We start from the raw sequence: 14,239 nt of genomic DNA on the forward strand, positions 1-14,239 counted from the left end.
GACGAGCGTCCGGCTGGGAATTGGCCCGCACGCTGCGAGCCGGGCGGGTTTTACCAGATTGTTTTAACGTGCGGATACGCGCGAATTTTTTCGTCTTTTGTCACTAGCGGTACTGCAAACTTGCGCGCGGTCGCGACGATCATCCTATCGGCGGGGTCCTTATGGAACTCACCGGGAAGATTGACGGACTTAGTTGATATTTCCACATCGACAGGTGCAAAGCGTACCGCTTCGATGGCCGAGACGGTGGCGAGCCAACTGCTGACGTCCATCGAGAGTAGTAGCCTTTCTCGCTCCACCAGCATGGCTATTTCCCATGCGGAAATAGCCGACACGATGATTTCACCGCCGGCCATTTCGTGCGCGATGGCGGTCTTTGCTTTCTTGCTCAACGTCGGATCGCCGGTGACCCACCAGACCAGAGTATGGGTGTCCAGAACGATCACTGTGCCGCCTCCCAGTCGTCCTCTCCGATGGGAGCGGTAGGATTGTCGTAACGCACGACCGAGCCGCGTAGCACGTCGAGCGGACTGCGTTCTACGCCGCGATAGGGGCGCACTTCAAGCGCCGGTTTGCCATGGTCAGTGACGATCAAGCTTTCGCCGGACGACTCCACTTGCCGGAATAATTCGAGCGCCTTGGCCTTGAATTCAGACTTCGATACCAGATTGCCTTGCACAATAGCTCCTATAGTCAGTTGCCTATAGTCATTATTGTACACGGAAATGACTAGGCGAATGTAGTCATCGATCGACTGATCATTTTCCCTGCGCCGGCGACACCGCCCCACATGCCCGGATGACCAACTGCACAACTTCCTCAGTCGTTGCTTCGAACGCCTTCTGCGTCAGCGCGCGCTTGCCTTTAAGCGCGCGAATCTGCGCATCGAAGTCGGCGTAATGCTGGGTCGTCGCCCAGATCATGTACATCAGTGTTTGTGCATTCACCGGCGCCAGCAACCCGCGTGCGATCCAGTCGTCGATGACCTTCACCCGGCTGTCCAGCCACGGCTTCACGCGCCCCGTGAGAATGTCCTCCATATGCTCCGCGCCGTGGATGATCTCACTCGCCCACACCTTCGAACCTAACGGCCGGCGGCGCGATAACTCCATTTTCGCGCGCACGTATCCACCAATCGCTTCGACCGGATCGTCGCTGCATTCGAACGTGTCCGCCGCGCGATGCCAGTCTTCGAACAGGTCTTCGAGCACACGTCGGTACAAAGCGAGCTTTGTCGGGAAGTAGTAATGCAGGTTAGCTTTCGGTAAGCCTGCACGTTCCGCGATCATCGCCGTGCTGGTTCCGTCGAGTCCTCGCTCTGCGAAAACCGCTTCGGCGCACGCCAATAAATGCGCTTCATTCGACTCGCGAATGTGCGCCTTGCGCCGCCGCAAAGGTGCGCGTGTTTCGTCCTGTGTCTCGTCGTTTTCCGTGATGTCGGCAGCCACGTTGTTGTCTCTCATGTTGGCTTCATCGGCATGTGTGCCGCGTCGCGCTTCATTCTAGTCGTTTGAGCGCGGATGGACACGCGCATTCGAGACCGTCGAAAAATGCGTGCTGCAGTGCAATGGCACGCTTCTCGCTATGTTTCCCACCGTACGAAAGGTATTGATTTGGCGGGCTTAATCGTCTACAACCTGTCCAACTGGACAGGATTGAGAGAGCGGGTGATGCCCCAGGGTTTGCCCTCTGATGAAGAGGCGATCGAAGGCGTCGAATGTGCACCGCCGCCGTGCGGCCACGCCCCAAAACCCGCCGCCTATGCACCAGTTTCATGTCGGTTCATCGAAAGGAGCGAGACGAATGAACGCGGTATCCGAAGCGCTGAAGCACGCTGAACCAAATACGTCGATCAAGGTCGACGGCAAGCGGCTGTGGGACAGCCTGATGACGATGGCGAAGATCGGCGCGACGCCCAAAGGCGGCGTCTGCCGGCTAGCGCTGACCGACCTCGACAAACAAGGTCGCGACCTGATCGTCAGTTGGGCGAAGGAAGCGGGTTGCACGGTCAGTGTCGATCAGATGGGCAATGTGTTCATGCGCCGCGCCGGGCGCAATCCCGATGCGTTGCCGGTCATGACCGGCTCGCACGCCGACTCGCAGCCGACCGGCGGCCGCTTTGACGGCATCTACGGCGTACTCGGCGGACTCGAAGTCATCCGCAGTCTGAACGATCACGGTATCGTGACCGAGCATCCAGTTGAAGTGGTGATCTGGACCAACGAGGAAGGCTCGCGTTTCGCACCCGCAATGGTCGCCTCGGGTGTGTTCGCCGGCGTCTTCACACTGGACTACGGCCTCTCTCGCAAGGACGTGGACGGCAAGACCATCGGCGAGGAACTCAAACGCATTGGCTATGCGGGCGATCTTCCTTGCGGCGGCCGCCCGTTGCATGCCGCATTCGAATTGCACATCGAACAAGGGCCGATTCTCGAAGCCGAGCAAAAAACTATTGGCGTGGTGACCGATGCGCAAGGTCAGCGCTGGTACGAAATCACGCTGACGGGGCAAGAGGCGCATGCGGGTCCGACGCCGATGCCGCGCCGTCGCGATGCTTTGCTCGGGGCCGCGCGCGTGGTCGAGCTGGTCAATCGCATCGGGCTGGATAACGCACCGTTCGGCTGTGCGACGGTCGGCATGATGCAGGTGTATCCGAACTCGCGCAACGTGATTCCGGGCCGCGTGTTCTTCACTGTCGACTTTCGTCATCCGGATGATGCGGTGCTCGCGAAGATGGATGCCGCATTGCGTCAAGGCGTGGCGGATATCACGAAGGGCATCGGGCTGGAAACCGAACTCGAACAGATCTTTTACTACGCGCCGGTCGCTTTCGACGAAGCCTGCGTGAAGTCCGTACGCGCCGCAGCCGAACGTTTTGGCTATTCGCATCGCAACATGGTGTCCGGTGCGGGACACGACGCCTGTTATCTGTCGCAAGTCGCGCCGACTTCGATGGTGTTCGTGCCGTGCGTCGACGGGATCAGTCACAACGAGATCGAGGACGCCACCTTCGAATGGATCGAAGCGGGCGCTAACGTCTTGCTGCACGCCATGCTCGGACGAGCGTGCGAGCCGGTTTCATAACGCTTTAGCGGTTGCGGTTGCGGGTTGTAGTTGATTCACCAGCCTCACCGTAGTGCCCATAGAACATGCCGCCCCGGCTTCGCTTCAGCGCAGCCGGCGGGACCGGCTACGTCCTCACATCGAAGAAGGAACTCGTATGGCCATCAAGCAAACCGGCGATATAGCGCCTCAGCGCCTATCGGTCGATCAACTCTCGTGCGAGTTCTCCGATATCGCGCCGTTGCTCGACGCGAGTGCCGCGGCCGCGGCGGCGAGTCGCTGTCATTACTGTTACGACGCACCGTGCGTCAACGCGTGTCCGACGCAGATCGACATTCCCAGTTTCATTCGCAAGATCAGCAACGGCAATCTGAAGGGCGCGGCCGTCGATATTCTGTCGGCGAATCCGATGGGCGGCATGTGCGCGCGCGTTTGCCCGACCGAGATTCTCTGCGAGGGTGCTTGCGTGCGCAACCATCAGGATGCGAAGCCGGTGGCGATCGGCGCGCTGCAACGTCATGCGACCGATTGGGCGATGGCGCGCGGCGAAGCACTGTTCAAGCGTGCTGCTGAAACCGGACGGCATGTCGCCGTGGTTGGTGCGGGACCGGCTGGACTCGCATGTGCGCACCGTCTCGCACTGGCCGGCCATAACGTCACCGTTTACGACGCCCACGAGAAAGCGGGTGGTCTGAACGAATACGGTATCGCTGCCTATAAAACCGTCGACGATTTTGCTCAGCGCGAAGTGGCGTGGTTGTGCTCGATCGGCGGCATCGAGATCAGAAACGGTGTAGCGCTTGGACGTGACGTGGATCTCGACGCGCTGCGCAAGCAGTACGATGCGGTCTTCCTCGCGATCGGTCTCACGGGCGTGCGCGCATTGGCGATGGAAGGCGAGGACCTGAGTGGCGTGATGAACGCAGTGGATTTCATCGAACAGGTGCGCACCGCGAGCGACTTCGGCACGGTGCCGGTGGGCCGCCGGGTGGTCGTGATCGGCGGCGGCAATACGGCAGTGGATGCCGCGGTGCAAAGTCACAAGCTCGGCGCGACGTCGGTGACGATGGTGTATCGGCGCGGCGTCGAGTCGATGAGCGCAACGTGGGCCGAGCGCGATTTCGCTCAGACCAACGGCGTCACGCTCGTCACGCACGCAACGCCGGTGCGTTTGATCGGAGAAGGCGGCGTGGTCACGGGTGTCGAATTCGAACGTACGTTGAGCGATGGCAATCAGGAGCGCTTCGTGGTCGAAGCCGACATGGTGCTCAAGGCAATCGGGCAGACGCTGGTGCCTGTCGGTATCGAACGCGAACTGTTGACGCTGGACGGCAGCCGCATTGCGGTCGACGCAAACGGACAAACCTCGCTGCCAGGCGTGTGGGCAGGTGGCGATTGCGCGGCGACGGGTGGGATCGATCTGACGGTACAAGCGGTGCAGGACGGCAAGATCGCCGCCGCCGCGATTGACGCTCAGTTCGCCCGCACTGCGGTCAAAGCCGCGTAAGACTGCATAAAGCCGCTTAAGCCACGCATCACACCAAGATAAAACAGCAGTCCCCAAGGAGCCGAACATGGCCGATCTGCGCTGTACGATTGCCGGCATTACGTCGCCGAATCCTTTCTGGCTTGCCTCCGCGCCGCCGACCGACAAAGCCTATAACGTGAACCGCGCGTTTGAAGCGGGCTGGGGCGGAGTCGTGTGGAAGACGCTGGGCCTCGACCCGCATGTTGTGAACGTCAGTTCGCGCTATGGCGCAGTGCAATGGAACGGGCAGCGCATCGCGGGCCTGAACAACATCGAACTGATCACCGACCGTCCGCTCGACATCAATCTTAAAGAAATCGCTCAGGTCAAACGCGACTGGCCGGACCGCGCGATGATCGTCTCGCTGATGGTGCCGTGCAACGAGCGCGACTGGAAGTGGATTTTGCCGCTCGTCGAAGACACCGGCGCCGATGCGGTTGAACTGAATTTCGGTTGTCCGCACGGCATGAGCGAGCGTGGCATGGGGGCGGCGGTGGGCCAGGTGCCCGAGTACATCGAGATGGTTACGCGCTGGGTCAAAGAAGGCTCGAAGCTGCCGTGTCTCGTCAAACTCACGCCGAATATCAGCGACATTCGCCTTGGTTCGCGTGCTGCCTACAAGGGCGGCGCGGACGGCGTGTCGCTGATCAACACGATCAACTCGATCGTCGCGGTCGATCTCGACGCGATGTCGCCGTTGCCGATGGTCGACGGCAAAGGCACGCACGGCGGTTACTGCGGGCCGGCGGTCAAACCGATTGCGCTGAACATGGTCGCGGAAATTGCTCGCGACGTGGAAACACCTGGCCTGCCGATCTCCGGCATCGGCGGCATTTCGACGTGGCGCGATGCGGCCGAATTCATGGTCCTTGGCGCGGGCAGCGTGCAGGTCTGCACGGCGGCGATGCACTATGGATTTCGTATCGTCTCCGATCTCGCAGATGGTCTCTCGAACTGGATGGACGAAAAAGGCTACGCGACGCTCGACGACATTCGCGGTCGCGCCGTGCCGAACGTCACCGACTGGAAGTACCTGAACCTCAAATACGACATCAAGGCGCGCATCGATCAGGACAAATGCATCCAGTGCGGCCTCTGCCATATCGCGTGTGAAGACACGGCTCACCAGGCGATCATGAAAGAAAAAGATGGCGTTCGGCATTTTGAAGTGATGGACTCCGAATGTGTCGGCTGTAATCTGTGCATGCATGTGTGCCCGGTCGAGCAGTGCATCACGATGGAACGCGTGGACAGCGGCGAGTACGCGAACTGGACCACGCATCCGAACAACCCCGCGCGGGTGGATGCCGCAGAAAGCGACAAGTCCGATGCGGCTGAAACCGCCGAGCATGCGCATGCACACGCCGCAAAAGCGGCCTGAAACATGAGCGACTTGTAGGAAAGGAAACGAAACGAAGCGCTTGTACTGAACCTGTGGTTTTCCCCAGGGCCTGACGCGCCGCCAGAAGCCGCGCAGGCCTCAACGATCAGTGGAGATCTTTCGATGAAGCAGACAGCGCAACCCGTCGATCCGCAGTTTGCGGCCGGCGTGCAGGGCAGCAGTCTTTATAACGATGACCTTGCGCCGACCGGCGTCGCACAGCGCACGTGGCGGTGGTATCACTTCGCCGCGCTCTGGGTCGGGATGGTAATGAACATTGCCTCATACATGCTCGCGGCCGGTTTGACGGAGGAGGGCATGTCGCCGTGGCAGGCGGTGGCGACCGTGCTGCTCGGCAATCTGATCGTGCTGGTGCCGATGCTGCTGATCGGTCACGCGGGTGCGAAGCACGGTATCCCCTACGCGGTGCTGGTGCGCTCTTCCTTCGGCACGCAAGGTGCGAAATTGCCGGCGATGCTGCGGGCGATCGTCGCGTGTGGCTGGTACGGCATTCAGACGTGGCTTGGCGGCAGTGCGATCTACACGCTGCTGAACATTCTGACTGGCAACGCGCTGCACGGCGCGGCCTTGCCGTTCCTCGACATCTCCTTTGCGCAGCTCGCTTGCTTTCTGGTGTTCTGGGCGCTGCAAATCTACTTCATTGTGCACGGCACTGATTCGATTCGCTGGCTCGAAAGCTGGTCTGCACCGATCAAGATCGTGATGTGTATCGCGCTGGTGTGGTGGGCCACTTCGAAGGCGGGCGGCCTTGGCTCGATGCTGTCGGCGCCGTCGCAATTCGTGGCGGGCGGCAAGAAGGAGGGCATGTTCTGGGCGACCTTCTGGCCCGGCCTCACGGCGATGGTGGGTTTCTGGGCGACGCTCGCGCTGAATATCCCCGACTTCACACGCTTTGCCAAAACTCAACGTGATCAGATCATCGGCCAGTCGGTGGGCTTGCCGATTCCGATGGCGCTGCTCTCGGTGATCTCCGTGGTGGTGACGTCGGCGACCGTCGTGATCTACGGCAAGGCGATCTGGGACCCGATCGACCTGACGAGCCGCATGACCGGCATCGGCGTCGGCGTCGCGCTGATCATCCTGACGCTCGATACGATGTGCTGCAATCTGGCTGCGAATCTCGTCGGCCCGGCTTATGACTTTTCGAGCCTGTGGCCGAAGGGTATTTCGTATCGCGTCGGCGGCATGATTACCGCGACCATCGCGATTGTGATGATGCCGTGGAAGATTCTCGCCACCACGCAGGGTTATATCTTCACGTGGCTGGTCGGCTACTCGGCTTTGCTCGGTCCGGTGGCGGGCATTCTGATGGTCGACTACTTCCTGATTCGCGGCACACGGCTGGACCCGCGTGAACTGTTCGACGAGCATGGCGAGTACAGCTACACCGGTGGCTGGAATATCGGCGCGGTGGTGGCGCTCGTGATCGGCGTGCTGCCGAATCTGCCGGGCTTTTTGCATACCGCGTTTCCGGCATCGTTCCCGAATGTGCCGGCGATTTTCAACACGCTCTATACGTATGCCTGGTTTGTCGGACTTGCGTTGGCGTCGATCGTATATAGCGCGTGGATGAAGCTGAGCAAAGGACCGAGCGCACGCGTGGCGAGTGCATAAGCCACGCCCGAGGCGAACGAAGTACGTAGCACCGAAACCAGCAGTTCATAAGGAGGCGGCAACATGACGACCCTGATTCGCGGCGGCACGATTATCGACGCGGAGAACACGTATCGTGCGGACGTGTTGTGTGCGGATCCGCAGGACGGTGGCACGATCCTGCAGATCGGTGCGAACCTGGAGGCGCCCGCAGGCGCCACGATCGTCGATGCGGGCGGGCAGTACGTGATGCCCGGCGGTATCGATCCGCATACGCACATGGAATTGCCGTTCATGGGCACGACGGCCAGCGACGATTTCTATACCGGTACGGCCGCGGGTTTATCCGGCGGCACGACCAGTATCATCGACTTCGTGATTCCGAGCCCGAAGCAACCGTTGATGGAGGCCTTCAAGGAGTGGCGCGGTTGGGCTGAAAAGGCTTCTGCAGACTACGGCTTTCACGTTGCAGTGACGTGGTGGGACGATTCGGTCTATCGCGACATGGGCACGCTGGTGCACGAACACGGCGTGTCAAGTTTCAAGCACTTCATGGCCTACAAGAACGCGATCATGGCCGACGACGAAGTGCTGGTGAACAGTTTCTCGCGTTCGCTCGAACTCGGCGCGCTGCCTACCGTGCATGCGGAAAACGGTGAACTGGTGTTTCAGTTGCAGCGTCAGTTGCTCGCGAAAGGCTTTACGGGTCCGGAGGCGCACCCGCTGTCGCGGCCGCCTGAAGTGGAGGGCGAGGCGGCCAACCGCGCGATTCGCATCGCGCAAGTGCTGGGCGTGCCGGTGTATATCGTCCACGTGTCCTCGAAAGATGCAGTCGACGCGATCGCGCGCGCGCGCAGCGAAGGCCTTCGGGTGTTCGGCGAAGTGCTGCCGGGCCATCTGGTGATCGACGAAGCGGTGTACCGCGATCCCGACTGGACCCGCGCCGCAGCGCACGTGATGAGCCCGCCGTTCCGTTCCGCGGAGCATCGCGAGGCATTATGGCGGGGTTTACAAGCGGGCCAGCTGCATACCACCGCGACCGATCACTGCGTGTTCTGCGCGTCGCAGAAAGCCATGGGCCGCGAGGACTTTACGAAGATCCCGAATGGCTGCGGCGGCGTTGAAGATCGTATGGCGGTGCTCTGGCATCACGGCGTGAATTCAGGGCGTCTCACGCCGAATGAATTCGTACGCATCACGTCGACCAACGCCGCGCAGATTTTCAACCTGTATCCGCGTAAAGGCGCGGTACAGGTGGGTGCGGATGCCGACCTGGTCGTGTGGGATCCGCAGGCAAGTAAAACGATTTCGGTGAAGACGCATCATCAGAAGGTCGACTTCAACGTGTTCGAAGGGATGACGGTGCAGGGCGTGGCGATGCATACCCTCACGCGCGGCGCGCTGGCATGGACCGATGGCGAGTTGCGGGCCGAGCGTGGCGCTGGGCGTTATCTGAAGCGTCCGCCGAATCCGGCTTACTTCGATGCGATCCGGGTGGCCAATAAGCGGAAGGAGCCGCATCCGGTGGAACGGTAAGCCGTTTGCAATCTGCCGGGCGGCCTCGCAGTGCCGCCCGTGCCGACTATTTTTCAACGCCGCGCATTCGCCGTGGCGAAACCCTCTCTCGTTTTCCCCGATGGCGCCCGGCATGTGTTCCGTGGTGCGATGCATGCCGCGCCCGTCATATCTGCTGTAGAGTCGAATTCAGCGTTGTATGAGCGACCTTCGCTGTCCCCTTAGCACGCATGTGCATATTGATCGGAAACCTGATCCTTTGTAAAAACGCAGCCCGTTTGCTACAGTCCGCCCACTCTGCCTGGCCTGAGCGCTGGCGGAATGCGGCACACAAAACCCACAAAACCATGCAACTGACGTAGCAAACTTTACGGAGCCACCTGATGAAGTCGATTCGTTCCATTCTGCTGATCGCGCTGCTGCAAGCGGTGACCCTGAGCCCGGCATTCGCTGCTGACGAGCTCGCGCAGATCAAGTCCGCGGGCGTGTTCAAGATCGGCACCGAAGGCACCTATGCACCGTTCACGTACCACGATGAATCCGGCAAGCTGACCGGCTTCGACGTCGAGATTGGCACGGCGATCGCACAACGCCTGGGCGTCAAGCCGGAGTTCGTCGAAGGCAAATGGGACGGTCTGATCGCCGGTCTTGATGTGAACCGCTATGACGCGGTGATCAATGAAGTCGCTGTGACCGATGCGCGCAAAGCGAAATATGATTTCTCGGACCCGTACATCACGTCGCATGCGGCGCTGATCGTGGGCTCGAACAACACCACGATCAAGACCTTTGACGACCTGAAGGGCAAGAAGTCGGCCAATACGCTGACCAGCAACTTCGGCAAGATCGCGGCCGCGCACGGTGCAGAGGTGATCCCTGTGCAAGGCTTCAACGAATCGATCGATCTGTTGACCTCGGGCCGCGTCGACGCGACCGTCAACGATTCGCTGTCGTTCCTCGACTTCAAGAAGCACAAGCCGGACGCGAAGGTGAAGATCGCCGCGATCGATACGTCGTCCGACAGCAGCGACAAGTCCGCGGTGCTGATCCGCAAGGGCAGCCCGGAGTTGCAGGCGGCGATCAACAAGGCGCTCGCCGACATCAAGAAGGACGGCACTTACGCGAAGATCTCGCAGAAGTATTTCGGTAAAGACGTCTCCCAATAAGCGTCAACTGCGAGTCTGAATCATGCCGGCATGGTTGCATTTGATGGCGCAGTCGCTGTGGCCCCTGCTGTATGCGGGGCTCGTCTTCACCGTGCCACTGACGTTGGTATCGTTCGCGATCGGGCTCGCGCTGGCGTTCATCGTCGCGCTGGTCCGGCTGTTCGGGCCGACGTGGGCGGTGGCGATCGTACGCTTTTACGTGTGGTTGTTTCGCGGCTCGCCACTACTCGTGCAACTGTTTGTGATTTTCTACGGTCTGCCGAACGTCGGCATCGTACTCGATCCGTTGACCGCAGCGATTATCGGTTTTTCGCTGAATGTCGGCGCGTATAACTCGGAAGTGATACGCGGCGTGATCGAGTCGATACCGAAGGGACAGTGGGAAGCGGCGTATTCGATGGGAATGACGCGTACCCAGGCACTGCGCCGCGCGATTCTGCCGCAGGCGGCACGCGTTGCGCTGCCGCCGCTGTCGAACTCGTTCATTGCGTTGGTGAAGGACACATCGCTCGCCGCGGTACTGACGGTGCCTGAAGTGTTTCAGGCGGCGCAGCGTATCGCGTCCGTGACCTATGAACCGTTGATTCTCTATACCGAGGCGGCACTGGTGTATCTCGTGTTCAGTTCGGTATTGTCGTCGGCGCAAACCCGGCTCGAGCGCAAGTTCGGCCGTCACGCACTTTTTCAGGCGAGCAACTGATGATTCGACTGGAAAAAATCGACAAGTACTTTGGCGAGAATCGGGTGCTGAGTTCGGTGGACCTGCAACTCGCCTCGGGTAATGTGACCGCGCTGATTGGCCCGTCCGGCAGCGGCAAGAGTACGCTTTTGCGTTGCGTGAATCTGCTGGAAATCCCGGAGGCCGGCTCCCTTGAACTCGGCGACCAGCGCCTCGAATTCAGCCGCGATCACAAGCCATCGCGCGAGGCGGTGCTAACGATTCGCCGCCGCACCGGCATGGTGTTCCAGAATTTCCAGTTGTTTCCGCATCTGACGGTGCGACAGAACGTCATGGAAGGTTTGCTGACTGTACTGAAGTGGGACAGGCAAAAAGCGCGCGTACGTGCGGACGAATTGCTTGAGAAAGTCGGCATTGCACACAAAGCGGACGCATGGCCTTCGACGCTATCTGGCGGCCAACAGCAACGCGTAGCGATTGCGCGGGCGCTGGCGCCGTCGCCGGAAGTGTTGTTATGCGACGAGCCCACTTCGGCACTTGATCCTGGATTGGCTGCGGAGGTGGTGGACGTCCTCAAGCAGCTCGCCAACGAAGGCATGACGATGTTGATGGCGACACATGATTTGCGTCTTGCTGCGACGATAGCGCGAGACGTGGTGTTCCTGAGTAACGGCGTGGTGGTAGAGGCGGGCCCATCGCGCGACATTTTCATGCAGCCGCGCGAACCGGAAACAGAGCGCTTCGTATCGACGCTGACACACAGCTTGCCGGACGCGTGGACAGAGCGGGGCTGACCGGAGAGAGGACGACACGGGAATAAGGGTAAGACGGCAACAAAAGTAAAACGGCAACAAAAGCCTGTCCACCGCCAGGCGGCGGCGCAGCAAAAAAAGAGGGGCACCGAAGCGCCCCTCAAAAAACTATCGACAGACAAAAAATAGACCACTGGTTTGCTGGCAGACTCTTCCGGCGAGCACGCAGTGCGAGTCGGGATGTATGACGCCTTTGTCACTCACGCGGAATGTGCGAGAACACAGATTCCAGATGCACCACTACCCTTTTCAAGCTCGGGGTCCCACTTAGCAGGATTGGTTTGAGCCGCTTTCTTTTGCCTACTTTTCTTTGCGGCAGGCAAAGAAAAGTAGGTGCCTGCCCCGCACAGGGGCGACGCTAATAGACCACTAACAATTCAAGGAAAGGCCAAAGAATCCAGATCAAGAAAAGGCCAAAGAATCCAGATCAAGAAAGAGCCAAAAACCTCAAACCGCCACACGCTCCGCGTCGTCACTCAACGCAACTTCAAAAAACCGTTCCCGCGCAGCGGCATTAACCCGCGCGTAAGCGCGATTAACCCCACTAATCACAGCCCGAATAGAAGCCGTAACCAGATTGGCATCAATGCCAACCCCAAACGCACTCCCAGCCACATCAGCCCCAGCCATCTCAGCAACAGCCACAGCGCGAGCATCAGCCCCCTGAGTCAAAGCCCGCTCTTCATAATGCTGAATGCGCACCGGCACACCCATGGCATGCATCAACGCATCAAGCGGCCCATTCCCTTCACCGTTCAGCACGCGCCGCGAGCCATTAATCTCGACAGTCAACTTGATATGCTCCCGATCGCCGCGCTCAGACAGACTATGTCCGACATAGCGAATCGGCGCAGCACTGTGCACATACTCCTGCTGGAACAATTCCCAGATCTGCGAAGGCGTAACTTCCTGACCGCTAGAGTCAGTAAACCGCTGCACAGCGGAGCTAAAATCGACCTGCAAGCGTCGCGGCAACACCACCCCATAGCCTTGCTCGAGCAAATAAGCAATTCCGCCCTTGCCTGACTGGCTATTCACCCGAATCACCGAATCATAAGTCCGCCCGAGATCGCTCGGATCGATCGGCATATAAGGCACTTCCCAGACCGCGTCCGGCTTCTGCACGGCAAAACCCTTCTTGATCGCATCCTGATGCGAACCGGAGAACGCGGTGAACACGAGATCGCCGACATACGGATGACGCGGATGCACCGGCAACTGCGTGCATTCTTCCGCGGTACGCGCGACTTCATTGATATTCGAAAAGTCGAGTTCAGGATCGACACCCTGCGTGTACAGATTCAACGCAAGTGTCACGAGATCGACATTGCCGGTACGTTCGCCATTGCCGAACAAACACCCTTCGACACGATCCGCTCCCGCCATCACCGCCAGTTCCGCGGCAGCCACAGCGGTGCCGCGATCGTTATGCGGATGCACCGAAACGATCAACGAATCGCGACGCGCGAGATTGCGATGCATCCATTCGATCTGGTCGGCGTAGACATTCGGCGTAGCCATTTCCACCGTAGCGGGCAGGTTGACGATCGCTTTGTGCTCGGGCGTCGGTTGCCAGATATCGAATACGGCATCGCACACTTCCTTGGCGAATTCGAGCTCCGTACTGCTGAACACTTCCGGGCTGTATTGCAGCGTGAAGTGCGTTTCCGGGGTGGCATCGGCGAGACGTTTCATCGTACGCGCGGCGTTTTGCGCGAGCTCTTTCACGCCGCTTTTTTCGAGGCCGAACACGATGCGGCGGAATTCCGGCGCGGTGGCGTTGTACAGATGGACGATAGCGCGCGGCGCGCCACGCAAGGATTCGAAGGTGCGTTCGATCAGGTCGTCGCGGGCTTGCGTCAACACTTCGATCGTGACGTCGTCGGGGATATGGCCGCCTTCGATCAACTCGCGTACGAAATTGAAGTCGGTTTGCGAGGCAGATGGAAATGCGACTTCGATTTCCTTGAAGCCGATCTGCACCAGTGTCTTGAACATGCGCATCTTGCGTTGCGCATTCATCGGCTCGAACAGCGCCTGATTGCCGTCACGCAGGTCGGTACTCATCCAGATCGGTGCGCGCGTGATGGTGCGCGACGGCCACTGGCGGTCCGTCAAATTGATGGGCTTGAACGAGTGATACTTGGTGGCAGGGTTCTTCAACATTTTCATCATCCTTAAGGTTCGACAAGCTGGGCTGTGGACCGGACGACGAAAAGACAAAGCATGGCCGCCGGTCGAAAACCGGGGCTGGGTCAGTTACTGGGGAATTGAGCGGTGCTTCGGGTGTTTCAGATGGAAGCGCGCAGCAGCAGACCTAGCCCGGTAGAGCGGGCTAGTAGTAGCGATAGGATGGTCTGGGCGCGGTACATAGTGCGCAATAGGAACATATTATTGGGACCGCGTCAAGCGCGGCGCGGCGAAGAGCGCGCCGACCCCGCGGGGGCCTATCGCGCCCGGGGCGCGTTGGAACCCGAGCCG

13 protein-coding genes are annotated in these 14,239 nt (G+C 59.9%); 9 read left to right on the plus strand and 4 right to left on the minus strand.

Annotated elements, in window-relative coordinates; translation table 11 throughout:
* Positions 1-50: 50 nt before the first annotated feature.
* The 3 genes from HHL24_RS23865 to HHL24_RS23875 form a co-directional block, all read right to left on the minus strand.
* Positions 51-446, minus strand: coding sequence for a type II toxin-antitoxin system VapC family toxin (locus HHL24_RS23865; RefSeq protein ID WP_169487827.1), 396 nt, complete (start codon positions 444-446; stop codon positions 51-53).
* Complete coding sequence (locus tag HHL24_RS23870) at positions 443-679, minus strand: type II toxin-antitoxin system Phd/YefM family antitoxin (protein WP_169487828.1); 237 nt, start codon at positions 677-679, stop codon at positions 443-445. The genes HHL24_RS23865 and HHL24_RS23870 overlap by 4 nt, the downstream gene beginning before the upstream one ends.
* Positions 680-758: 79 nt before the next feature.
* The gene (locus tag HHL24_RS23875; protein ID WP_169487829.1) at positions 759-1,463 is read right to left on the minus strand and encodes a TetR/AcrR family transcriptional regulator; all 705 of its coding nucleotides are present in this window, start codon (positions 1,461-1,463) and stop codon (positions 759-761) included.
* Between the two features lie 57 nt (positions 1,464-1,520).
* Here HHL24_RS23875 and HHL24_RS23880 point away from each other — a divergent pair, with 57 nt between their 5' ends.
* The 9 genes from HHL24_RS23880 (at position 1,521) to HHL24_RS23920 (ending at position 11,740) form a co-directional block, all read left to right on the plus strand.
* Positions 1,521-1,838 carry a hypothetical protein gene (locus HHL24_RS23880; RefSeq protein ID WP_169487830.1) on the plus strand — a complete coding sequence of 106 codons (318 nt, stop codon included), beginning with the start codon at positions 1,521-1,523 and terminating at the stop codon, positions 1,836-1,838.
* A complete protein-coding gene (locus HHL24_RS23885; RefSeq protein ID WP_169487831.1) occupies positions 1,804-3,084 on the plus strand; it encodes a Zn-dependent hydrolase in 1,281 nt (426 codons plus the stop codon). The genes HHL24_RS23880 and HHL24_RS23885 overlap by 35 nt, the downstream gene beginning before the upstream one ends.
* Before the next feature lie 136 nt (positions 3,085-3,220).
* Entirely contained in the window at positions 3,221-4,570 is a 1,350-nt protein-coding gene (locus tag HHL24_RS23890; RefSeq protein WP_169487832.1) for an NAD(P)-dependent oxidoreductase, read from the plus strand.
* A gap of 67 nt (positions 4,571-4,637) precedes the next feature.
* On the plus strand, positions 4,638-5,972 hold the full coding sequence (preA, locus tag HHL24_RS23895) for an NAD-dependent dihydropyrimidine dehydrogenase subunit PreA (RefSeq protein ID WP_169487833.1): 1,335 nt from the start codon (positions 4,638-4,640) through the stop codon (positions 5,970-5,972).
* Positions 5,973-6,095: 123 nt separating this feature from the next.
* On the plus strand, positions 6,096-7,607 hold the full coding sequence (locus HHL24_RS23900) for an NCS1 family nucleobase:cation symporter-1 (protein WP_169487834.1): 1,512 nt from the start codon (positions 6,096-6,098) through the stop codon (positions 7,605-7,607).
* Between the two features lie 63 nt (positions 7,608-7,670).
* Positions 7,671-9,122 (plus strand): dihydropyrimidinase, encoded by a 1,452-nt coding sequence (gene hydA / locus HHL24_RS23905; protein ID WP_169487835.1) that lies wholly within the window; start codon positions 7,671-7,673, stop codon positions 9,120-9,122.
* A gap of 362 nt (positions 9,123-9,484) precedes the next feature.
* Positions 9,485-10,267, plus strand: coding sequence for an amino acid ABC transporter substrate-binding protein (locus tag HHL24_RS23910; RefSeq protein WP_169487836.1), 783 nt, complete (start codon positions 9,485-9,487; stop codon positions 10,265-10,267).
* Positions 10,268-10,289: 22 nt separating this feature from the next.
* Positions 10,290-10,967, plus strand: coding sequence for an amino acid ABC transporter permease (locus tag HHL24_RS23915; RefSeq protein WP_169487837.1), 678 nt, complete (start codon positions 10,290-10,292; stop codon positions 10,965-10,967).
* Positions 10,967-11,740, plus strand: coding sequence for an amino acid ABC transporter ATP-binding protein (locus HHL24_RS23920; RefSeq protein ID WP_169487838.1), 774 nt, complete (start codon positions 10,967-10,969; stop codon positions 11,738-11,740). The genes HHL24_RS23915 and HHL24_RS23920 overlap by 1 nt, the downstream gene beginning before the upstream one ends.
* A 465-nt stretch (positions 11,741-12,205) precedes the next feature.
* On the opposite strand, the gene leuA is transcribed toward HHL24_RS23920, so the two are convergent.
* Positions 12,206-13,924 carry a 2-isopropylmalate synthase gene (gene leuA / locus HHL24_RS23925; RefSeq protein WP_169487839.1) on the minus strand — a complete coding sequence of 573 codons (1,719 nt, stop codon included), beginning with the start codon at positions 13,922-13,924 and terminating at the stop codon, positions 12,206-12,208.
* Positions 13,925-14,239: the final 315 nt, after the last annotated feature.

The organism is Paraburkholderia polaris, assembly GCF_012927345.1.
Taxonomy (GTDB): Bacteria; Pseudomonadota; Gammaproteobacteria; order Burkholderiales; family Burkholderiaceae; genus Paraburkholderia; species Paraburkholderia polaris.